This is a genomic window from Maribacter chungangensis (genome assembly GCF_042676845.1).
Lineage (GTDB): Bacteria > Bacteroidota > Bacteroidia > Flavobacteriales > Flavobacteriaceae > Maribacter > Maribacter chungangensis.
The window spans coordinates 166,562-188,722 of record NZ_JBHTHY010000003.1 but is presented as its reverse complement, the minus strand read 5'-3'; the positions used below and the strand labels follow the sequence as shown (position 1 = coordinate 188,722).

Here is a 22,161-nt window from a genome sequence, read left to right as displayed (position 1 = left end):
GGTATCAGATGTGCCGGTTCTTGCAAACCTGATAGATCTCTCGAGAACCGGAAATTCCTGACTTCAAAAAATAACAAATGAAAATTCGCCCTCTTGAAAAGGATAAGCACTACCACATATACAATAGGGAAATTAACGGTATTACTATTTTTAAAAATGATGAAAACAAGCGTTATTTTTTAAGATTAATGCAGAAACATATAGCTGAAAACGTTGGGGTTTTAGCTTACTGCTTAATGAACAATCACTTTCACTTTGTTATACAGGTAAAAGAAGATGAAAAACTGGTTTCCCAGTCCTTTTCGAATCTTTTTAATGCCTACGCCAAAGCGTTTAATAAACAAGAAGATAGAACCGGAACCCTGTTCGAAAGACCTTTTAAACGTAAGTTGATAGAAGATGAAAATTATTTAAGAAATGTCATCGTTTATGCGCATACAAATCCTGAACGTCATGACGCTATTGGTGATTTTCGGAATTTTGAATGCTCGTCCTATGCCATCTTTTTATCAAAAAATAAAAAATACCCTCTTAAAATCGAAATTAATGAAGTCTTGTTGCTTTTTGATAATCTAGAAAATATGGATTATGTACATGGCGATAGTCTTGGCAAACAACAAACGAACTTAGACCTGTCAGGTTTTTAAAACCTGACAGGTCTATCCAATGAAACGAAACAGACAGGTCTTTCCAGCAACGAAAGTCTTGAAGGTTTAACCAAACCCCAAAAACAATCAAATGAAAGACACATTTTTCTCCTATATCCAGCAACTACAGGACACCATTACCTCAAAACTGGAAGAAGTTGACGGCAAAGCCAGGTTTAAGGAAGATCTGTGGGAACGATCGGAAGGCGGTGGCGGAAGAACACGGGTGATTGAAAATGGAAACGTATTCGAAAAAGGGGGCGTAAATATCTCCGGGGTACACGGTGAACTGCCTAAAAGTATGCAAGCCTATTTTGGTGTTGAAGATGCCGATTTTTATGCCTGCGGATTGAGCTTGGTGCTCCATCCAAAGAATCCTATGGTACCCACTGTACACGCTAACTGGCGGTATTTTGAAATGTATGATAAGAAAGGGAACATCGTAGACCAATGGTTTGGTGGCGGACAAGACCTTACCCCATATTATCTGTTCGATGAAGATGCATTACATTTCCATACCGTATGCAAGGAAGCCTGCGATAAACACCATCCCGACTTCTATACTACATATAAAGCACGGTGCGATGAGTACTTCTGGAACACCCACCGAAACGAAGCTAGGGGTGTAGGCGGACTCTTTTTTGATTATTGCAAGGCCAATGAGGAAATGAAAATGACCGACTGGTATAATTTCGTTACCGAGGTCGGCAACAGTTTTTTAAATAGCTATGTTCCGATTGCTGAAAAAAGGAAAGACCTACCGTACAATAAAGCGCAACGTGATTGGCAGGAAATTAGGCGAGGGCGTTATGTGGAGTTTAATTTGGTACATGACAAGGGAACCTTGTTCGGTTTAAAAACAAACGGGCGGATAGAAAGCATTTTAATGAGCCTACCGCCACATGTGCAATGGCGCTATGACCATCAGCCTGAAAAAGGAAGTAAAGAAGAGCGATTGCTCAAGGTTTTAAAAGCCCCTAAAACCTGGGTGTAATCGTATACGATATGCCGAAGAAAGGAAAAGCAAAGAATACGGTCAATAAAGCCAAGCATTCCAAGCTTATGGACCGAAAGAAAAATAAGCTGAAAAAAGAAGCTACATTACGTAAAGAACGGTTGAAGGCAATTCTGGATAAATCGAAAGAAAAGTAGTGGCACTATTCGTATATATGCGCAAACAATGATAGAAAAAAGACTACAATTACAAAATACACCAAAAAGTATATTAACCCAATAATTTCTTGACCATGCCATTTTCAAAAGAGTTCAAAGAGGCGTTATCGGAACTCCCTTCCAAAGAAAAGGACAAGTTGCTCTTACGTTTATTAAAAAAAGATCTGAAATTGGCGGACAGGCTATTTTTTGAACTGGTTGACAACAGAACCGTAGATGAACGAAGGGCAATCATGGAGCAGCGGGTACTAGAACAGACAGCATATTTTACGAGTCGCTATTACAGTCCTGGCTATCTCATGATGGATTTAAGATACCTTAGTGGAGAAATTACGGAGCATGTAACCATAACCAAGGATAAGTTTGGTGAGGTAACTTTAAACTTGACCATGTTAACTACTGTACTGGATAAAACCAATGCTAAAATAGCTGGGGCAGGCCTCCAAAAAAGTCAAAAATTTTGTATCTACGTTATCGCTCGCACTTTTAAACTACTCCTGCTTATAGCTAAAATGCATGAGGACTATCAACTGGACTTTAAACCTGAAATAGAACAATTAGGCCGTTTGATAGGACAAAACGACCTATTGATGAGAATGGCGATACACCACGGACTTGATGTAAACTGGCTTACACAATTTAATATACCCAAAGATATTGTGGAAATCCACAAAGACCTCAGAAGCCGGGGATATCTAAAATAAACTGGCATGAAACAAAAGATATATCAAATTGATGCGTTTGCGGATACGGTTTTTGGTGGAAATCCCGCCGCAGTCTGCATCCTAAAAGAATGGCTCTCGGATGAATTGATGCAAAATATAGCAGCTGAAAACAACCTTGCTGAAACCGCCTTTGCCGTTGCCAATAAAGATTCCTACGAATTAAGATGGTTTACTCCGGAATTGGAAGTAGACCTTTGCGGCCACGCGACCTTGGCAAGCGCATTTACGTTGTTTGAATACTACGGGCATACAAATCATACCATTCGGTTTGTATCACCCAGAAGTGGAGAACTATTAGTAGTCAGGAACCCGGACGGTAGCATGACCATGGACTTCCCAACGGATGAACTGTTGGCCGTGGAAAATCAAGAAAACATCAACAAAGCCATTGGAAAGACACCTTCAAAGACCATTAAAGGCAAAACGGATTTCCTTCTTATTTATGAGTCCCAAAAAGTAATCGAAACCATAACGCCCAACTTTCATTTATTGGACCAGTTGGACTGCCGTGGGGTCATTGTTAGCGCACAGGGAAAAGAAGTGGATTTTGTATCCCGCTTTTTTGCGCCCCAATGTGGCATTCCAGAGGACCCTGTTACGGGCTCCGCGCATACCACCCTTACACCCTATTGGTCCGCTCAACTGGGCAAAACCAGACTGACAGCAAAACAATTATCCCAACGGGGTGGCCATTTAAGTTGCGAATACTTAGGTAACCGAGTGAAGATATCCGGAAAGGCGGTTTGTTATTTGGTAGGGGAAATAGAGATATAGCAAACAGTTGCGAAGATTTTTATTTGAACTTTTTGGAACAAACCCTAAAAAGCTCCTCCCTTCAGACGAAGGGAGGTGTGCGCCTCTGACGTACGGAGGGTTTGACCACGCAATAGATTACCTTAACATAAACAACTTATATCGTGAACCAGTTGACCAAAATCAACCCCCCCTTTTCTTCCTTAAAGCGAAATTCATTCTCCCCTTTATCCAAAGAGGAGAGCTCTTTTATCGACAGACTCATCACTTCCAAATAACAGTCTTCTCCGAAACTTCCTCAAACTGGTAGCGCATGTGCGCAAAACGTGCTTTCAATAGGTGTTTTCTACCTTCCAGATTTCGGGTAAACAGAATTTTGGAACCATCTACATGGGTGTTCCAGTGCTTTTTAAACTGTACGGCATCTTCCTTTCTTCTTGCAAATTGGGTTGGCACCACATAATAGCTGCGAAAGCCCAATTTTCTTTTTATCCAACTCTGGCCTACCAATAGGTATCTTGGATTTTCTATTGGCGCTATGATTTCATCCAAAAGGCTAACGAACAGATTACAGTCATGCTGATTGGCACCTTCTAGATATATCATAAAAGTCCCGTTCACGTTTTGCTCGGAAATGATACGTAATGCATCGGATTTTGTAGTCAGTAGGTTTTTACTCTTTAATTGAGCCAATACTGCGGTGGCAATCTTTTTCGTCTTTTTAAACTGGTTCCCAAAAAGAAAATACACTTTTAAAGCCTTAAGGGTCTTTGGACCAAAACCTACCATAATAGCGCTTCCCAACAGATACACAAACGAGAGCCATCCTTTGTTGAGTAGGGCACCAAAATTCTTCAGCATAAATTCCGGCAGAAACAAGGTTATCCCTGTTATCACTTGAACTGACAAATATTTAACCGCGTTCAAGCCCGCCAAACGTTTGGTTTTCCTAAACGGAACTTCTTTTTCGTAAGGTACCTTTAATGCCCGTATCAATACATTGCCACTTGCGATGGCGGTATCCCAACGATTTTTTAATACCGAACGGTTTTGAGCCTCCTGTAACATACCCGTATTCAAGGCATCTATATCTAAGTCGGCATTCAATTTTTCCGGTAATCCCAAACGTGCCAAGCCGTTTTCAATATAAGGTTCGTCGTTTAGGGATACACCGTTAAAAGCCTGAAACCGTTGTTTCAATTTCTCCATGTCCTTACCACCATCTTCCGTGGTAGGATCAAGACAGGCCAAATGCCATATCGCTCCCGTTTTATTTTCCACATCGGCATCGACCCGTATGGCCCTTCCTCGCATTTGATTGGAAGAAACAAAGGAGCCCACGTACGATGCCAAAACCAAGGTGTTTATGCTGGGTGCGTCCCAACCTTCGCCCAATAAAGCCTTCGTACCAATAAGTATATTTATAGTTCCATTTTCAAATAATTTGGTCACAGCAGCCACTATTTTGTTTTTGCCACTTTCAGGAACGTTTATGAAATAGTAGTCTTTTACAAAATCAAGGGCCTCAGTTCTAAGATTACTTTCCGGCATTACTGATCTTAACTCTTCCAATGCTGTCCTATGCAAAATGATGAGTGAACCGGTTAGCACACCTACCTGAGTATCAAATCCATCTTGCGCCATTAAGAAATGAAAGATAGAAACGACACCAAGTTTGTTCAGTTTACTGAGTTCTTTCCCCTTAAAATCTAGAAATTCCTTCCGAATATAGTCGGTCAAGACTACTGCCCTGGTTTCCGTTTTTAAGTATTTTGATGTATCCTTAAGTATCTCGTAGATACTCTTTAATTTACTGGGACTGTTGGCCAAATTGCGGTACAAATCTTGGTTTCCGATAAAATCGACCTTCTTCCTTTCCAAAACTCCAATGGTCCGCAAGGCTTTTTCAATAGGCATTAAGATAGACTCGTGCGCAACAAAATTATCCCGTTCATTGACCAAAACCTCTTGCAACAAACATTGTGACCATTCGTAGGTAAAGGAAGGAAAGTCAACATCCTTGGTTTTAAATCCCAGTATGTTGAGCTTGGCCGGTTCAATTTCGTGTCCGGTAGCTCTCAAGTAGATGAGTATGGAGGAGAAAAAACTTGGGTTTTCATAAATATGTTCCAAAGACGTTTCCGAATTCTGGTAGATTTCCAAACTCATTAAAAAAGACTGAAAGGTATCGTTTTCTAATAAGTCATTTGTAAAATCGATGATCTGCTCCCTGTAGCTCACAATATATTTGATCTGGGCATCGTCCGGTCTGGAGAAATAAATAAAATCCTGATGCGGGCATAAATCTTCGTTTTTAATCAAATCGGGCACTGCGATTTCGTCATCTATGGGCCCACATAATTCAAAATACCGATTGATTTCCAAGGCCGAACTATCATAAGGAGGGGTGGCCGTTAAGGAAACTATGGTTAAACCTTCTATCCCTTTTAACTGAAATAGGCAGTTCCACCATTCATTTTTTAAGTGATGTGCCTCATCCAGCACCAAGGTTTCAATGTTGTGTTTCTTAATGAACTGGACTAGTTGCTCGTTAGCGTTTTCGCCAAACGACCTATGTAGCGCAAATAAGGACTGATATGAGGAAAAGGTAAGGAGCGCGGGGTCTTTTATCGAGAGGGAAAGGACATCGTTTGCAGGAGCGGGTTCAAAGAAATCTACCAATCGGTCTCGCCATTGGTTCCGAATCGTAAGAGTCGGCGCCAATACCAAGGTTGGCTTACCAATGCGCAGTAGCATCTCCAAGCCTAATATCGTTTTACCCGAACCCGGAGGGGCGATTACATGCAGATGGTTGTCCGTAATGTGCTCCTGAAAACCGTCCAGAAATTTTCCTTGGTAATCTCGCCAAGGAAATTTGAATGTTAACGGGGTGTTGAATAAAGACAAATGCTTTGGGTTTTAGGCTTGTTGCTACAGGATAGTGGAATGGAAACGGTCTGATGGAACCTATTATTGCTATTTAAGCTGATTTGTTTGAGTTACTGCCTACGCGTTACCAACATAGTTTGTCATCCCGAGGTACGAGGAATCTCTTCGCAACAGTGTGTGGGATTCCAAGATGGGTTAGTCTATGGATGCTTGGCTTGCGTTCCACCCCTTCCGTCAGCTGTCCTCCTACGGGGATCGCTGCCACCTTCCCCTGCTAAGGGAAGGAGCTTTTTTTCTGAACGGAACTCTGTCATTTCGAGGCACGAGGAATCCCTACTCAACAGTGTGTGGAATTCCTCCTTAGGTCGGAATGACAAACTGCTTGATGAAACACTTACCCAGAATTTTCCCATTCTAAGCGATTATCAGAACATTCCGGAGAGTACAAAATATACTACCATCAGTTGTGTATGGATTACCACCCCCGTTTGTCATTCCGAGGCACGAGGAATCTCCGAGCAACGGTGTGAATGATTCCTACATGGTTAGTCTATGATGCTTGGCTTGTGTTCCACCCCTTCAGTCAGCTATCCTCCTACGGGGATCGCTGCCACCTTCCCCTGCTAGGGGAAGGAGCTTTTTTCTTAACGGAACTCTGTCATTCCGAGGTACGAGGAATCCCTACTCAACAGTGTGTGGAATTCCTACTTAGGTCGGAATGACAAACTGCTTGATGAAACACTTCCCCTGAATTTTCCCATTCCAAGGGATTATCAGAGCATTCCGAAGGGTACAAATAAACTACCATCAACTGCCTATGCGTTACCTCCCCCGTTTGTCATCCCGAGGCACGAGGGATCTCCGAGCAACGGTGTGAATGATTCTTACATGGTTAATCTATGATGCTTGGCTTGCGTTCCACCCCCTTCCGTCAGCTGTCCTCTTACGGGGATCGCTGCCACCTTCCCCTGCTAGGGGAAGGAGCTTTTTTCTTAACGGAACTCTGTCATTCCGAGGTACGAGGAATCCCTACTCAACAGTGTGTGGGATTCCTCCTTAGGTCGGAATGATAATTCTTGTTTTTTAGCCCTTACTCCTCCACGGACTTTAAATTGTCGTCCGAGTTACGGTCTATTAACTTATTGTAGGGATCTATTCCGGCTTTTAAGGGCTTTTTATCCGTTATAACGGTAAACGTATTGTCTCCCGGAGATAGCCACTTTAATTCAAAGTAAAATGGTTTCTTTACGGTAATACCATCGGCATTGGTTTCATCTTCTCCAAAGAGCCCTACATCTACCAGGTTCTTTTTCTCGTCTACCGACTTCTCCTTTCCCGTATCGTCATAATAGATCTTCTTGGAGTTTACGGTGAACGCAGTTTCCCATTTGCCATTATCCAAGGCCTTTGTCTTGGCCTGCATGACCCTATTTTCATATAGCACGATTTCTTTAAAACCATCATTTACTTTATATTTTAGGGAATCGGGAGTGACCGCATACAAGGCATTGTATAAATCTTCGGAGCTTGCGTAACGTCCTTTTTCAAAATACTTAAATTCATCCATAAAGTTTCTAAGCCCGGCATTTACAACATCTTCACCCATAACATCCTGTAAATCATACATCACCATGGAGCCTTTCTCATACCAAATATACTGACCGGTTTCTACATCCATTAACGAACGTTCGGGCTTAAAACTAAACTGCCTACTAGAAAGATAGGTATCCAAGGAATTCTTTAAAAAATCCTTGATGCCATTTTCGCCGTATTCTTGTTTCATCGTCATTAGCGAAACATATTCCGCCAAAGTTTCCGAGATTATATTTGCACCGGAAGTCTTGCTTGGCGTTACAATATGGCCCCACCACTGGTGTGCGACCTCGTGCGACGTTACCCTAAAAGCATAATTAAAATCCTCCGCTTTTGTAAAATCCGCTACAAAACCAAAATCTTCGGAATAGGGAATGGTTGTTGCAAAGGATTGCGCAAAATTGGAATGTGCCGGGAATTCTATAACCCTAATTACCGAATAGGGGTATTCCAGATAATTCTTGGAGTTATAGTCCAAGGAAATCTTGATTCCTTTTATAAAATACGCCAGATTATTCTTATGCTTTGGGGAATGGTAAATTTCTATTGCCACTTTTTTCCCGCTTGGGGCTGTCCATTCATCCGTTTCCACATCATAGGCGGCAGAGACAAAATTGAAGAAATAATCGGATTTCTCCTCTAACTTATAATTGAAATACGAACGCTCCCCTTCATCCCATTTTTTGGTCAAGCTGCCGGGCGCGATCGCTATCTGCCCTTTCACCGTACTCAAGGTTGCCTCAAAATTCATGTAATTGGCATCTTCGTTAAACAAATTTTTCTTCAGCGCCATGGTATCCGTTCTTGGCGGGAACAGAAAGTCCAGCTCTTCCAATCCATATTTCTTGCGCACGCCGTTATCGGACAGGGCACGGTCGTAATGAAAGGATGGAAAAACAGCATCCCTAAAGAATGTCCCATTACCCAAAACCGCTGTTTCCGTATCCATGGCAAACCCATGGGTGCGTACCTTAGTTTCTATAATCAAATTCGCTGTGTCCTTTGGTTGCAAGGGTTTTGGCAGTTTATAGATAAACAATCGGTATAAACTATCACTTAAAAAAGGTTTAATTTCGGTTCCATTGTATACAACTTTGGTAATTTTGGTATCTGAAATGGGAAACTTAATTTCCATAAGAACTGTGTCTATGGGTTGTTCCGATGGATTTACCACTTTAAACACCCCTTGTGCATCGACCTTTCTTTCTTTTGGATAGATATCGATATTCGCTTTTAGGTCGATAACCTGTATATGTGGTTTGTTGATATACCTCCCATAAGCCTTTTCGGCATCGGCCGATAACTTTTCGCTAAAATCCCCGTCCTCCAATTGGTTCAATACCTTCAAATTGTAAAAGCTATAGGCACCTACGGAAACAAAAGCCAACATAAAAAACAGGGTATAAGCTATCGTTTTGCCATTTAAGCGCTGTTTCGCCAACTTCAATCGTTCTTTAGCCGAGGAAAAGAAACCCCTGTTCCAAAATATCTTACCTAATGCCGCTAGAATACAAGTAAACAGAATCCAATAGAGATTCAACCAAAACTCACCGTATAGGTAATGTCCAAACCCGTTCAAATCACTTAAAAAACTACCTGGAACACCGCCGAACACGACTAAGGGATTACTGGTCTTAAAGGCTAAGGTCATCAATAAAGGAAGTCCAACATATATGGCAACGACTATAAAGTGACCTAAGAACTTATTATTGACCAAAACATGAATAAAGAAAGCAAGTAATAATGTGGTGACATAACTCGGGAATATTTTGGTAAAATTATAGGTAAAGTACATCCCTAGCTCATAATTGAAATAGCCGTTAAACGTCTGGTACAATATACCAACTAGTATGCCTAACAAAGTCAATACTCCGGCCACCCCGACCAAGGCTATGATCTTTGAGAGATATAAAGTACTATTGCTAACGGGCAAGGCATCGTAAAACTCAAAAGTCTTGTTTTTACGGGTTCTATGAACGGCCTCTCCAGCATAGATAATCAAAATAATAACGGAAAACAATGAAATACCACCAGCAATCTGCACCACCATGTACCTTGTTAAGGGCAGCGACGGCGTACCATAGATTTGGTTGGATTGATAGGCTACAAAACCGGCAATCAAAATTCCGATAACTATCAGCACTAAAAAGACCGATTCCCTGACGATGGACAAAAACTCGATTTTACTTAAGGACCACAAGTTTTCGCGCTGCGCTTTTTTAGAAAACGACTGCTCAATAGCGGTTAGCCCACTAGGTGTAAATACCGTATCATCTTCCTTGGTAGATGTCTTCTTTTTGGATGCTAAAAATCCTTTATAGGAAAACTTAAAGAGGGTAACCAAGAAAATAGCGATACCAATACCTAACCATAAGAGTCGATTGATCATAAATTTCCCGGTAAGCGATAATTGCATGGTATTCAATTCACTGATACTGGAATACTTTGTTAAATAGCCATGCGCGCTTTCTCCAAAAGGGTCTACATAAATGCTGAGCCATTCCGTATCCAGTTTAGATACCAATTGACCGGAGACAATGGTGGTAATTAAAATAACAATACCGCCCAAATATAGAATGGGCATCCGTTTGAAAAAGGTCATCAAGCTAAAAAACAGGCTTCCTATAAAAAATGCATTGAAGGTCAGCAGGTATATGAAGGGTAGAAAATAAGACCAAAAATTGAAATCGGTGTAGGTGCCATAATCCGGTCGGTCCAAAAAACCTCCTAACTGATAGCCAATAATAGCGCCTAAAACAGCACCAAGGTTCATAATCGTCACCAAGGTAAAACTACCCCAAAATCGACCTAAAATATAACTCTTTTCCGAAATCGGATAGGTAAAATAAGTCTGTGCCGTTCCGTGCTCCTGATCCCTAAATACCGGAACGCCCATGACCGCGGCGTAAAAAAACAGCGATAAGATGCTCATGCCTCCTAAAACACCAACAATGGCATTTGGACTATTGGTAAACTGCGCGGTGATCGACTTGTCAAAAACGGCCAGCAGTAAGGGTATCAAAAACATCAGGAAAATATAGATGTAGGTTGCGGGTCTACGCAACCGGTATTTCAGCTCAAACAAGAATAATTCCTTCATAATTATACGGTTTGAGGTTGATTAATACTGTAGAAATAAAAATCTTCCAAATCATTGGCAACGGGCTCAAAACCCTCACCCGGATGGTCATCACTGTACACGTTTATATTGAAATTACCACTTCTTAGATAGGTTGACAAGACTGTGTATTCCGATTGGTATTTTTCTGTTTCTTCCTTGCTTATATTTTTTCGATATACCTTGCCGTTCAAGGTATTGGAAAGTTCTTGCGGATGTCCTTGTACCACTACACTCCCTTCATTAAAAACAGCCATGTTCGTGCAAAGATTAACCACATCATCTACAATATGCGTGGATAAGATCACCACGGCGTCCTCTCCCAGTTCACTTAACAAATTATGAAAACGATTCCGCTCCAAGGGGTCCAAACCGGCTGTGGGTTCGTCTACAATGATCAGTTTTGGATTGCCTATTAGCGCTTGTGCAATCCCAAACCGCTGGCGCATCCCGCCAGAGTAATCGCCCAAATTGCGCTTTCTGAATTTATAAAGGTTAACCTTGTTCAATAAGTCGGCCACATAGGCGGCACGATCGCCCTTGTGCTGTATCCCTTTTATTTTGGCAATGTGGTTGAGCATCATTTCTGCGGAAACTTTAGGATAGACCCCAAAATCCTGCGGTAAATACCCCAATACTTTCCGGAGTTCGTCCGGCGCATCAAAAACATCGATGCCATCAAAAACAATATGTCCATTGTCTGCGTTCTGTAAGGTGGCAATCGTACGCATTAAAGTAGATTTTCCAGCGCCATTGGGGCCCAATAACCCAAACATCCCTTTACCAATTTCCAGGTTCACGTTGTTTAAGGCCTGTGTTCCGTTGGGATAGGTCTTGTTCAATTCTGTAATGGATAGCATATCGTTTGGTATTTGTTGGTTTATGAACTGTATGATTGGTAAGTAAGATATGCATTTTGTTACATTTTTAGTTATTATTTTGTTTTAAGTAAAACCAGATTCCCACAGCACCCTGATAATTGCTAACACACAGCCTATCGGTTTCCGATCGGACACCTGAATGTAGCGGGTATACATAAATGACATTCCTACTAGAATCAAAGTAGGTGTTCTTAACCATGATTAACGCTTGGTAGCTACCAATTCCAACGTTACCTGATACAGGTCTTCGCCTAACATTTTAGCTTTTAGCCATGCATAGAAACTCAACACAAAAATATCTTCCTGTTCCCTACCCAGCCAATCAAAAGAATTTTCTACACTTTTCTGGAACTGCTCAGAGGTCACCTCCTTGGGGTTTTCATAGTAGCGCTCCACAAAACCTGTAAAGACCAACACTCTTTTTTCGCCTATATCCTTTAGTTTCTTTGAAAAATGCCTTTTAAATCGTTGCAATCTCAATAGGACCATATCTAGTTTATCTAGCTCGATCAGTACCAAAATTTCAATCATATTCTTTTTCAACACCCATACCCAGCCCATCTTCTTGGTATACCAATCATCGCTATGTTTAAATTTTCGCAAGGTGCAATACGCATCGGCAAATCGACTTTGATGAAAAAGACATACGACCAATAGCAAGGAAATATCCAAGGAGCGGCCTTTATAGCCGTTCAATAGCTCAAACGCCACATCGGGACTACCCGTGTAATACGTGTTCAAAGCCTTTAAAAGGGTCAATTTTTCTAAAAACCTATTGGTATATTTTTGGTTGTCCTCGTACATTTGAACTTCCATGGTGGCCGTAAACTGAGCGGACGCCTCAAATTCCTTGTTTCGGAATGCGGTAATGGCCATTAGGTTCAACATTAAAATATGATAATACCGATGCTTGCCGGACAAGTGGGATTTTTTGTTTACGACATGATAGATTTCCATCATAAAAGGCGAGACCGACTTAAAATCGCGCTGCATGGTGGCCGTAGCGGCGGTAAGTTCCATTAACTGGTACAGGGATTTGTAGGTCAGCGTCTCATCTATTTCGATATCAAATTTCGTAAAGGTTTTTAAAATCACTTTTTTGGAGGCGGCACCCTCCTTTCTAAGCTCACTTTTGATTACTGCATAGGCCTGGTTCAGTTGAAACTCCCGTTGAAAGCGTTTTAGATTTTCATCTGCACTTGTAATAATATCTTCCACAACCAGCGTTTTACTAAGATGGGCGTATTGTATTTTGGTATGATAGATTTCGTTGAGTATGGAATATAGATCGGATTGCTTTGCCAGTTTCTCTGATTTGGCCAGCGTTTTAAACCCTATTTTAGGCTGTTTTTGCTCAAAAAATATACGGCTGGCCAATAAGAGTTTTAACACGGATAGCTCTTCGGAGGTCTCGGCACTAAAACTCTTGCTTGCAACAAAATCGATAAGGCTGTCCTGCAGCCGCTTACAAAGGGCATGGTAGGCGTTTTTCGATGGTTTCCCGTACAGTTTCACATCTAGACCACTCTTTTTCCCAGCGGCTATCAATTGAAACAGTTCACGGTTTTTTACATCGGTTCTGCGGTTCTTTCGTTTTGTCCTCAATAGAAATTCTTTGCGTTCCTCTTCAGATAATGTATCGATAATGGCCAAAATTCCTTTCATTTAATCGTAAGTATTACTATTGCATTATAATTACAATATAATATTAATTGGCATTATTATCATTTTTTTAATCGTAAGTATATTGAAAATTTAAATTTTCCTATATCTCCAAGCCATCGCATCTTTGCCCCGTAAGAATTTCTAAATCAATTCGTTATGGATAATTCAATTTTAAAGGAAAAGAAAGACGTCAAGAGAAAAGTGGAGTTTACGGGCCGGCCAACGGCAGCCTTTGTGTCCGCATCATGGGCGGCCGTATTGTTGGGTATGACATCCTACTGCATAGGGCTTTGGAACGTAGCCATGGAACTTAATGAAAAAGGGTATTATTTCACCATTCTACTATTCGGGTTATTCTCTGTGGTATCGGTCCAAAAAAGTGTTCGCGACCGGCAAGAGGGCATTCCCGTAAGCGATATGTATTACGGTATCAGCTGGTTCACGACCATCGCCTCTATCACGCTTTTGGTCATTGGCTTGTGGAATGCGGACATAGAACTTAGCGAAAAAGGCTTTTACGCCATGTCATTTGCCCTAAGTCTTTTTGCAGCGATAGCCGTTCAAAAAAACACGAGGGACATTCAATTTTTAGATGCTAAAGAGGATCAATAAAAGTAGTTTCATTGAGTTTCGCAAAGCGACTTCCCAATAAGGAGGTCGCTTTTCAATTCAAAAAATACCTGTGCCGGTTCCTTAAAATATATCCAAGTACGGTAAGAAATGAATCGTAATTAAAAAGAAATAGTAATCGTACTCCCTATATTTGTAATGACTTACGTAAAGCAACAGTATAGCAATTAAAAATACACACTATGTACCCACTTATAAGAAACCGTAGACTTAGAAATTCAGAGGCGATACGACACCTAGTACGCGAGACCGTGCTTACGCCGAGCGATTTTCTCGTGCCGCTTTTTGTGGTGGAGGGAAAAGGTATAAAAGAAGAGATTGCCTCTATGCCCAACTACTACCGGTTAAGCTTGGATAACATGGAAAAAGAAGTGAGAGAACTTTGGAACATGGGCTTGTGTGCCGTATTACTGTTTGTAAAAGTGCCCGATAATTTAAAGGACAATGCCGGTTCCGAGGCACTAAACGACCATGGCTTGATGCAACTAGCCATTAAAACAGTGAAAAATGCGTGTCCGGATATGTTGGTCATGACCGATGTTGCCATGGACCCCTACTCCTCGTACGGGCATGACGGTATTGTGGCAGACGGACAAATACTGAACGATGAAACCGTAGAGGTACTTGCCGAAATGAGTGTATCCCACGCCAAGGCAGGGGCCGATTTTGTTGCTCCAAGCGATATGATGGACGGCCGTATCCTAAGTATTAGGGAGGCGTTAGAAGATGAAGGTTATTTGAACACGGGCATCATGAGCTACAGTGCCAAATATGCCAGTGCGTTTTATGGCCCCTTTAGAGATGCCTTGGATTCGGCCCCTGTAGACCTTAAAAATGTACCTAAGGATAAAAAAAGTTATCAAATGGATTCTGCCAACCGGTTCGAGGCCATTCGTGAAACCCAGCAAGACATCGATGAAGGGGCGGACATTGTTATGGTTAAACCGGGACTTTGTTATTTGGACATTGTCCGGGAAATCAAAAACGAAGTTGATGTTCCCGTTGCCGTGTACCAGGTTTCCGGAGAATACGCCATGCTGAAAGCAGCGGCCGAAAAAGGGTGGTTGGACCATGATTCGGTGATGATGGAACAATTGATCTCTATAAAAAGGGCAGGTGCCAATATCATCGCAAGTTACTTTGCCAAGGATGCCGTTAAGTTGATGGGGTAAGTTCGTCACCATCCCGAAAAGGCAAAAAATTATAGATTAGCCTTGAGACCTTGTACCTACTAACCACTTCATGGGCTTATTTGGTTTTGGCACTCTCGCTGTAGACCTATGTTTGAATGAAAAGGCTAGGCGAATCTTAATCGAATGTAAAAAGTCCAGCTTAGGATAATAAAGGGGCATAAAGCATTTAAATCCCAATGTTGCCATGTACTACGACACCTAATTGGCTCCTAATTATTGTTAAAAGTCCAATCATTATCCTTATACAAACACCAACTACTTTGGTGCGATATTTGCTAACTTTGAACGAAACACCAAAGCCTTGTTAAAGAAATTGTCCTTACGGTCCCGGATTTTTATTTCAATGATCTTATTGGTATTGATTGCTTCTGTCTTGATTTTGGGCATTACGATCTATCAATTTCGAGAAATAAATGAGGATTACCATCAAAATAGAATGGAACGCAAGGAGGAACAGATTAGACAAAGTATAGACCTTACCATAGCAAAAACAACCTACCCGGTTACAGAAGAGAACTTGGGCCTTATCTTTATGACGGACATTTATGAGATTGCCGTAGTTCAAAACATGAACTTTAACCTTTACAGTTTGGACGGGGAATTAATAAAGAGTTCCCGACCAAAATTCGAAAACGATTCCATATCCATTTGTATAGAACCGGAAATCCTTAATAAACTGGAAAGTAGTGTGGACAAGCGCTATGTGATGGAGACTGCGGCGGCCGGAGACAAATATCAATCTTCCTATACCTATATAGCAGATCGAAAATTTAAGCCTATAGGGATTTTAAACCTTCCTTATTTCGAGGATAATTCCTTTAACGACAAAGAATTAAAGGAATTTCTTATGCGACTGGGAGGCGTATACCTCCTAATGTTGGTCATGGCCATTGCCTTGGCCTTTGTTATCTCGAAATATATTACCCGATCTTTGGAAACCATTTCAAATATGATGGAACGCACCAACTTAAACCGTAATAATGAAAAGATATTCATAGACAGTCCGGGAGAAGAAATAGAAAAACTGATATCCTCTTACAACGGCATGATCGATGAACTAGGACAGAGTGCCGTAAAACTGGCCCGGAGCGAAAGAGAGCAGGCTTGGAGGGAAATGGCCAAACAGGTAGCCCATGAAATCAAGAATCCGTTGACCCCCATGCGTTTGACCGTTCAGAGTTTTGAACGCAAATTTGACCCTGAAGACCCTAATATTAAAGAAAAAGTAAAGGAATACTCCAATACGCTTATACAGCAGATAGATACCATGAGCAGCATTGCTTCGGCATTTTCTAATTTTGCAGAAATGCCCGCACAACAGAACGAGACGCTCAACGTGGTTAAAATTGTGAAACTGGCCCTGGACATTTTTAATGAGTCCTATATTCATTTTAGTGCCGATGAAGAAGAGATCATAGCAAAACTGGACCGTACACAGTTGATCCGTGTAGTTACCAATCTGGTAAAAAATGCGATACAGGCCGTACCGGAAGTCTTGGCGCCAAGGGTATTGGTCTCGGTTACCAGTGAAGGCGAATCCGTGAAGATTTCGGTAGCGGACAACGGTATTGGGATTCAGGAAGAGAATCGGGAAAAAATATTCGAACCTAAGTTCACCACAAAGAACAGCGGTATGGGATTAGGCCTTGGTATGGTGAAAAATATCGTGGAAACCTATAAAGGAAGTATCGATTTTACCTCGCAACCCGGTAAAGGCACCGTGTTCTACGTGAAATTTCCAAAAGAAAAAACAATTTAAAAAAACAGTAATCTTATGTCTTACAATACCCTATTAACCGCACAAGAGGAATCCATAGCAACCGTTACGATTAATCGCCCAAACAAGCTGAACGCCTTGAACAAGGAAACGATCGGCGAGCTGCATGCTGTTTTTAGCGAACTGGAAAAGGATGAAAACATTAAGGTCATTATCCTAACGGGTAGCGGAGAAAAGGCTTTTGTAGCGGGAGCGGATATTTCTGAATTTGCTCAATTCTCTGAAAAAGAAGGTGGCAAGTTAGCCGCAAAAGGTCAAAAACTATTGTTCGATTTCATAGAACATCTTTCTACCCCTGTAATTGCCGCAATTAACGGTTTTGCTCTGGGCGGAGGTTTGGAACTGGCCATGGCCTGCCATTTTAGAGTGGCTAGCGATAATGCTAAAATGGGCTTGCCAGAAGTTTCATTGGGCGTAATTCCAGGATATGGAGGTACCCAAAGGCTACCTCAACTTATTGGGAAGGGAAGAGCTATGGAAATGATCATGACGGCCGGAATGATTCCTGCCGAACGGGCTTTGTCCTATGGCTTAATAAATCACCTTACCTCTCCCGAAGAACTGCTGCCTTTATGTACTAAAATCGCCAAAAGAATTACCAATAACTCCTCCGTGGCCATATCTTATGCAATAAAAGCGGTAAATGCTGGTTTTATGAGTACTGTAAACGGTTACGAGCAGGAAATTAAAGCCTTTGGTGCTTGTTTTGGAACGGATGATTTTACCGAAGGTACATCGGCCTTTTTAGAAAAACGCAAAGCAAATTTCCCTGGGTCGTGATATTTAAACGGTCTAAACATGTTCAGGAAACACCTTTTTTTTGTCTTACTATCCATAACTATTTGGGGAAGCTATGCCCAAGACACCCAACTAAACTATACCATTGGCGAAACGCTTAAAGACAGGCACCAATACTCAAACCTGTTGTCCATTGCAGAAGATGGAAAAGGAGGCACCGTTATAGTCCGTTCTTATTACAGTGGCATCGTACTGAAACCAAAAGGCTATCTCGTAGAGCATTACAATAAAGATTTAGAGCTTATATCAGAATATAACTATAAACTCAAGGATGCTAATTTTGTAGAGGCATACATAAAAAATGGTCAGGTATATTTGTTGTTCTTGGAATACAATTACACCACATTGGCCTATGAGTATATAGTTCATCGAAGTCCGTTTACGGAATTCAATTTTACGAAAGAAACTTTATTATCCATCCCATCGGACTTGGTACAGCAACCGTTGGACAGAAATTACTACAATCGGAATTTCGCTTCGGGCTTTACGACCTCGGTCCTATTCAATGACGAAAAATCGGCCTTTGTCATCACCACCCATTACAAAAAACGAAAAGAGAACAAACATGTTATTCATGTATTCGATGCTAGTCTGCGTAAATTGATACAACATGATTTTTCAGACGAGGTAGAGGAGAAAAACTATGCCTTTGAAAACGTAGTATTCTCTACCGACTTAACGAATGTATACTTGGTAGGCAAAGCTTATTTTAAAAAGAAACGTTTTACCGCCAAGGAACGCAAATTCCAATATGAGTTGGTCCGTATTTCATCCACCGGAAAAAACATACAGGCCTTTGATACTCCGGGAAAATTCCCTGAAGCCCTAAAACCTGTCTTTAAGGGCACTGAACTATTATGCTTAGGTTTTTATGCCGACCGAAAAGATAACCGGTACAACGGTATCGCCTATTATAAACTACACCCCGGGAATTTGGCCATTCAAAGCGAGAAATTTAATCCGTTTTCGGGTCAGTTCATGACGGATAAATTTGGAAGGGGAGATGACACCACGGTCAAGAATTTAATCTTTAAGGGCATGGATATTACGGATGATGGTCATATCCTGTTCAACGCTGAAGAATATTTTACCAGTAACAGCATACAGTCCAACACCAGTGGTGGCCGCTTAATGGTTCGGCGTTATCATTACAATGACATCGTGAGCGTAAAACTAGCCCCGGATGGAGATTTGGTCTGGGCACGAAACATCAACAAGACCGAGGTTACCCAAGGTGATGGCGCCTATACGTCCTATTGCTCGTATACCAAGAACAACAACACCTATTTCTTCATTAGTACAGCTTCCGAAAACCCACAACAAATGAGCGGGGAACGCATCCAATTTAAACAGGGCTTGGGTAGAAACAGAAATATTTTTCTAATTAAGCTCGATGAACATGGGCAAATGACCTTCCAAAAAGCGATCGACAATAAGGAAATACGCCTACCGCTTATGGTTTCCAGACCTTTAAAGGACACTAGCACAGACGCATTATTATTTTATGCCAAGCGGGGAGCTAAAAAACAATTGGTTCAGGTGAGTCTTTGATTTTTTGCATACCTTGTACCGGTGTAGTCAATATTTTTTATATTGAGTTATTATTGGCATATGATCGCTAATATCTAACCATTGTTCAGCAGTTCCAACTTCTAGTTTTGTCAGAATATTTATAAATTCTATTGAACCAAAAACATAGTCAATGTGGTATGGTCTTTCAATTTTTCTTTGAAAATATAAGGTAGGTATACTTTCCTTACCTTGTTCTTCGCCATTTATTTTATGGTAAAAACTTTCCATACCTAGCTCTTTGAGCTCATTCACGACATCTGAATGATTCCACCACCTGTCCCATTCATCCCATATTTTATTGCTATTGAAATCGCCAATCAAGAGAATATTTCTCATCTTATCTCGGTTAACTTGAAGATATTTCCAAAATTGCCCCATGTAACCAAAGTTTGGCGAGTTGTTTCTATGGGTCCAAACAGCCTACAGATTAAATTGTCCATTAATTTCGCACGGTAAAAAATGTTTTACCTTATGGTTTTTAAATTCGTTCGACCAATTCAATTTTTTTAATGTTATTTCTGGTTTGGCGAATATCGCAAGGCCTTTATTTTTCGTATCTCCGTTCCAAATATAATTACCGGCCCAATTCTGATATTCTTTATGTTTGGATTCGATTGGATTTTCGCATTCCTGAATTACATAAATATCCGCATTTAGTTTAGCAATTCTGTCAAACTTCTTTCTAAATGCTCCATTACAATTCCAAGTTACTATTTTCAATTTTAAACGGTGTTTTTTAAAGCACGCCAACTTCCAAATATTAAAAGATATTGAATGGCAAGAACTAGACTTGTTTTCATTATCGGTTATAGCTAAATTTTATCCGTACATCTAAAAACATAGACTACTCCCCTTTTTCGTACACCACTTCCCCATTAAAAATGGTCATTGCAATTTCCGTTTCCAGAATTTTATTCTCGGCTACGGTCATCAAATCTTGATCATATATCGTAAAGTCGGCCAATTTTCCTGGGGTGATAGATCCTTTTATATCTTCTTCAAAGGCACCATAGGCCGCATCCAAGGTATAGGAACGTAGCGCCTGCTCCCGTGTCATTTTTTGTTCAGGTTCATAGCCACCCTCGGGTGTGCCCTGTAAGGTTTTACGGCTCACACTAGCGTAAAAACTAGCGATAGGGTTCAAGGGTTCTACGGGTACGTCGGTTCCGTTTACGATAGGAATACCACTTTGCAGCAAGGCTTGCCACATATAGGCGCCTTCCTTAATTCTTTTTTCTCCTAGACGGTCAATGGCCCAAGGCCTGTCCGATGACATGTGTACCGCCTGCATTGCAGGAATTACACCCAGCTCGGCAAATCGTGGAATATCGTCCGGATGCAGGTGTTGTGCGTGTTCAATACGGTACCTGTTATCATTGGTTTCATTGGGCATCTCCGTAAAGGCCGCTTCGTATCGGTCCAATATTTCTTTATTGGCACGGTCCCCAATAGCGTGGGCACATACCTGAAAGCCGTATTTAAGTCCGTTAAGTGCCGTTTCCTTCACAAATTCCATAGGCAGGGTTTCATGACCAAAATGTCCGGGCCTATCCGTATACTCATCCAATAGCCAAGCACCACGGGAGCCCAAGGCACCGTCGCAATTCAATTTTACAGAACGAATGGTGAACAAATTATCCTTGTCTACCATTGGCCCTTGCGCGTACCATTTTTTTAAAAGTTCCTTATCCCACCCGGTTAGCATGGCATAGATACGAACCCCCATCTTACCTTCCAACTTCATTTTTTCGAATAAGGAAATCGTTTCTTGACCAATACCTGCATCATGGAAGCCTGTAATCCCGTTTCTGTGGCAGGCGGCTACGGCGAGTTCAAATGCTTTGGCATCCTTCTCCGGAGTGGTCTCCGGAATGTGTTTTGCGATCAATGACATGGCGCGCTCGTTAAAAATTCCGGTAGGTTGTCCCAAATCGTCCCGCATCACTTCGCCGCCCTCCACTTCCAGACCATCTATGCCTTCTTTGGCCATCACCTGTAAACCCGCAATCTCCATGGCCTTAGCGTTGGCAAAGGCCGCATGGCCACTGGCATGTCTTAAAAACACAGGGTTTTCTGGGGAAACACTACTAAGCAATCCATGTGTTTGAAATCCGTTGACCGTTTCCTCTGGCATTTCGGTCCATTTGCTTTGGTGCCAACCGCGACCGGTAATCCATTCGCCCGGTTTCGCTTTTTCTACCGCTAGGGCTACGGCATCCACAATTTCTTGGTAGCTGGTGGTATTCATCAAATCCAAATTGAGCTCGTTATAGCCCAATCCCATAAAGTGACCGTGACCTTCAATAAGGCCGGGCGTCATGGTTTTTCCTTTCAGGTCTATTATTTTTGTTTGCTCCGTCTTATACGCTTCAGCTTCAGAAAGGCTTCCCGCAAAGAGAATTTTACTGTCCTTGGTAGCCACTGCTTCTACCTTGGTCTGTACACTATCCACCGTATAAATAGTTCCACCATGGATGAGCAGGGTTGCCGCTTCCTTTTCAGTTTTAGCACAAGAAGAAAAGACCAATACCACTAGGGCGATAGTCCATAAGACCGATTTTTTAATTGACATGAAATTCGTTTTAGGTTGCTATTTGGCAGCTAGGAATAATTACACAAATTGATGCATAAGAACCCAGTCTGCCACTCGTACGAAATATAGGAAAAATCAAGATGAAATAATAGGCATGGCACGCTAAGTGTTGTTTTAAAAATATGGGCAGGTGCCAAGTGAAATGGAAATAAGT

17 protein-coding genes are annotated in these 22,161 nt (G+C 41.5%); 10 read left to right on the top strand and 7 right to left on the bottom strand.

Translation table 11 applies throughout. The annotated features are described in order from the left end of the window. Window positions 1-77 precede the first annotated feature (77 nt). The 5 genes from ACFQZJ_RS00865 to ACFQZJ_RS00845 all read left to right on the top strand — a co-directional run bounded on the left by ACFQZJ_RS00865 (window position 78) and on the right by ACFQZJ_RS00845 (window position 3,319). Complete coding sequence (locus tag ACFQZJ_RS00865) at window positions 78-647, top strand: transposase (protein ID WP_379931665.1); 570 nt, start codon at window positions 78-80, stop codon at window positions 645-647. 91 nt (window positions 648-738) lie between these two features. Next, window positions 739-1,641 carry an oxygen-dependent coproporphyrinogen oxidase gene (gene hemF, locus ACFQZJ_RS00860; RefSeq protein ID WP_379931664.1) on the top strand — a complete coding sequence of 301 codons (903 nt, stop codon included), beginning with the start codon at window positions 739-741 and terminating at the stop codon, window positions 1,639-1,641. 11 nt (window positions 1,642-1,652) lie between these two features. Then, on the top strand, window positions 1,653-1,799 hold the full coding sequence (locus ACFQZJ_RS00855) for a hypothetical protein (protein WP_379931663.1): 147 nt from the start codon (window positions 1,653-1,655) through the stop codon (window positions 1,797-1,799). A gap of 95 nt (window positions 1,800-1,894) precedes the next feature. Then, window positions 1,895-2,524 carry a hypothetical protein gene (locus ACFQZJ_RS00850; RefSeq protein ID WP_379931662.1) on the top strand — a complete coding sequence of 210 codons (630 nt, stop codon included), beginning with the start codon at window positions 1,895-1,897 and terminating at the stop codon, window positions 2,522-2,524. A gap of 6 nt (window positions 2,525-2,530) precedes the next feature. After that, window positions 2,531-3,319 (top strand): PhzF family phenazine biosynthesis protein, encoded by a 789-nt coding sequence (locus ACFQZJ_RS00845; RefSeq protein ID WP_379931661.1) that lies wholly within the window; start codon window positions 2,531-2,533, stop codon window positions 3,317-3,319. A 243-nt stretch (window positions 3,320-3,562) separates the two neighbouring features. On the opposite strand, the gene ACFQZJ_RS00840 is transcribed toward ACFQZJ_RS00845, so the two are convergent. From ACFQZJ_RS00840 to ACFQZJ_RS00825, 4 genes are all read right to left on the bottom strand, one after another. Beyond that, on the bottom strand, window positions 3,563-6,205 hold the full coding sequence (locus ACFQZJ_RS00840; RefSeq protein WP_379931660.1) for a DEAD/DEAH box helicase family protein: 2,643 nt from the start codon (window positions 6,203-6,205) through the stop codon (window positions 3,563-3,565). Between the two features lie 1,072 nt (window positions 6,206-7,277). Then, on the bottom strand, window positions 7,278-10,880 hold the full coding sequence (locus ACFQZJ_RS00835) for an ABC transporter permease/M1 family aminopeptidase (protein ID WP_379931659.1): 3,603 nt from the start codon (window positions 10,878-10,880) through the stop codon (window positions 7,278-7,280). Between the two features lie 2 nt (window positions 10,881-10,882). Further along, window positions 10,883-11,758: an ABC transporter ATP-binding protein gene (locus ACFQZJ_RS00830; protein ID WP_379931658.1), complete on the bottom strand. Its 876-nt coding sequence runs from the start codon at window positions 11,756-11,758 to the stop codon at window positions 10,883-10,885. A gap of 222 nt (window positions 11,759-11,980) precedes the next feature. Further along, window positions 11,981-13,444, bottom strand: a complete 1,464-nt coding sequence (locus tag ACFQZJ_RS00825; RefSeq protein ID WP_379931657.1) for a hypothetical protein — start codon at window positions 13,442-13,444, stop codon at window positions 11,981-11,983. Between the two features lie 156 nt (window positions 13,445-13,600). Here ACFQZJ_RS00825 and yiaA point away from each other — a divergent pair, with 156 nt between their 5' ends. From yiaA to ACFQZJ_RS00800, 5 genes are all read left to right on the top strand, one after another. Next, window positions 13,601-14,056, top strand: coding sequence for an inner membrane protein YiaA (gene yiaA / locus ACFQZJ_RS00820; protein ID WP_379931656.1), 456 nt, complete (start codon window positions 13,601-13,603; stop codon window positions 14,054-14,056). 200 nt (window positions 14,057-14,256) lie between these two features. Next, window positions 14,257-15,246, top strand: a complete 990-nt coding sequence (hemB, locus tag ACFQZJ_RS00815) for a porphobilinogen synthase (RefSeq protein ID WP_379931655.1) — start codon at window positions 14,257-14,259, stop codon at window positions 15,244-15,246. Window positions 15,247-15,610: 364 nt separating this feature from the next. Beyond that, window positions 15,611-17,026 (top strand): sensor histidine kinase, encoded by a 1,416-nt coding sequence (locus tag ACFQZJ_RS00810; RefSeq protein WP_379931654.1) that lies wholly within the window; start codon window positions 15,611-15,613, stop codon window positions 17,024-17,026. Window positions 17,027-17,041: 15 nt separating this feature from the next. Beyond that, window positions 17,042-17,824 (top strand): enoyl-CoA hydratase/isomerase family protein, encoded by a 783-nt coding sequence (locus tag ACFQZJ_RS00805; protein WP_379931653.1) that lies wholly within the window; start codon window positions 17,042-17,044, stop codon window positions 17,822-17,824. A gap of 18 nt (window positions 17,825-17,842) precedes the next feature. Further along, the gene (locus tag ACFQZJ_RS00800; protein WP_379931652.1) at window positions 17,843-19,393 is read left to right on the top strand and encodes a hypothetical protein; all 1,551 of its coding nucleotides are present in this window, start codon (window positions 17,843-17,845) and stop codon (window positions 19,391-19,393) included. Between the two features lie 27 nt (window positions 19,394-19,420). Here the strand turns inward: ACFQZJ_RS00800 and ACFQZJ_RS00795 are convergent, their stop codons facing one another. From ACFQZJ_RS00795 to ACFQZJ_RS00785, 3 genes are all read right to left on the bottom strand, one after another. After that, the gene (locus tag ACFQZJ_RS00795) at window positions 19,421-19,792 is read right to left on the bottom strand and encodes a hypothetical protein (protein ID WP_379931651.1); all 372 of its coding nucleotides are present in this window, start codon (window positions 19,790-19,792) and stop codon (window positions 19,421-19,423) included. A gap of 42 nt (window positions 19,793-19,834) precedes the next feature. Further along, window positions 19,835-20,134, bottom strand: a complete 300-nt coding sequence (locus tag ACFQZJ_RS00790) for a hypothetical protein (protein WP_379931650.1) — start codon at window positions 20,132-20,134, stop codon at window positions 19,835-19,837. Window positions 20,135-20,258: 124 nt separating this feature from the next. Further along, window positions 20,259-21,986, bottom strand: coding sequence for an amidohydrolase (locus ACFQZJ_RS00785; protein WP_379931649.1), 1,728 nt, complete (start codon window positions 21,984-21,986; stop codon window positions 20,259-20,261). Between the last annotated feature and the right edge of the window lie 175 nt (window positions 21,987-22,161).

Coding starts and splice junctions, on each gene's coding strand:
- ACFQZJ_RS00835 (WP_379931659.1), bottom strand. CDS start 10,880: ATGAAGGAATTATTCTTGTTTGAGCTGAAATACCGGTTGCGTAGACCC.
- ACFQZJ_RS00830 (WP_379931658.1), bottom strand. CDS start 11,758: ATGCTATCCATTACAGAATTGAACAAGACCTATCCCAACGGAACACAG.
- ACFQZJ_RS00785 (WP_379931649.1), bottom strand. CDS start 21,986: ATGTCAATTAAAAAATCGGTCTTATGGACTATCGCCCTAGTGGTATTG.
- ACFQZJ_RS00800 (WP_379931652.1), top strand. CDS start 17,843: ATGTTCAGGAAACACCTTTTTTTTGTCTTACTATCCATAACTATTTGG.
- ACFQZJ_RS00850 (WP_379931662.1), top strand. CDS start 1,895: ATGCCATTTTCAAAAGAGTTCAAAGAGGCGTTATCGGAACTCCCTTCC.
- ACFQZJ_RS00865 (WP_379931665.1), top strand. CDS start 78: ATGAAAATTCGCCCTCTTGAAAAGGATAAGCACTACCACATATACAAT.
- ACFQZJ_RS00795 (WP_379931651.1), bottom strand. CDS start 19,792: ATGGGGCAATTTTGGAAATATCTTCAAGTTAACCGAGATAAGATGAGA.
- ACFQZJ_RS00855 (WP_379931663.1), top strand. CDS start 1,653: ATGCCGAAGAAAGGAAAAGCAAAGAATACGGTCAATAAAGCCAAGCAT.
- hemF (WP_379931664.1), top strand. CDS start 739: ATGAAAGACACATTTTTCTCCTATATCCAGCAACTACAGGACACCATT.
- ACFQZJ_RS00845 (WP_379931661.1), top strand. CDS start 2,531: ATGAAACAAAAGATATATCAAATTGATGCGTTTGCGGATACGGTTTTT.
- ACFQZJ_RS00805 (WP_379931653.1), top strand. CDS start 17,042: ATGTCTTACAATACCCTATTAACCGCACAAGAGGAATCCATAGCAACC.
- yiaA (WP_379931656.1), top strand. CDS start 13,601: ATGGATAATTCAATTTTAAAGGAAAAGAAAGACGTCAAGAGAAAAGTG.
- ACFQZJ_RS00825 (WP_379931657.1), bottom strand. CDS start 13,444: ATGAAAGGAATTTTGGCCATTATCGATACATTATCTGAAGAGGAACGC.
- ACFQZJ_RS00810 (WP_379931654.1), top strand. CDS start 15,611: ATGATCTTATTGGTATTGATTGCTTCTGTCTTGATTTTGGGCATTACG.
- hemB (WP_379931655.1), top strand. CDS start 14,257: ATGTACCCACTTATAAGAAACCGTAGACTTAGAAATTCAGAGGCGATA.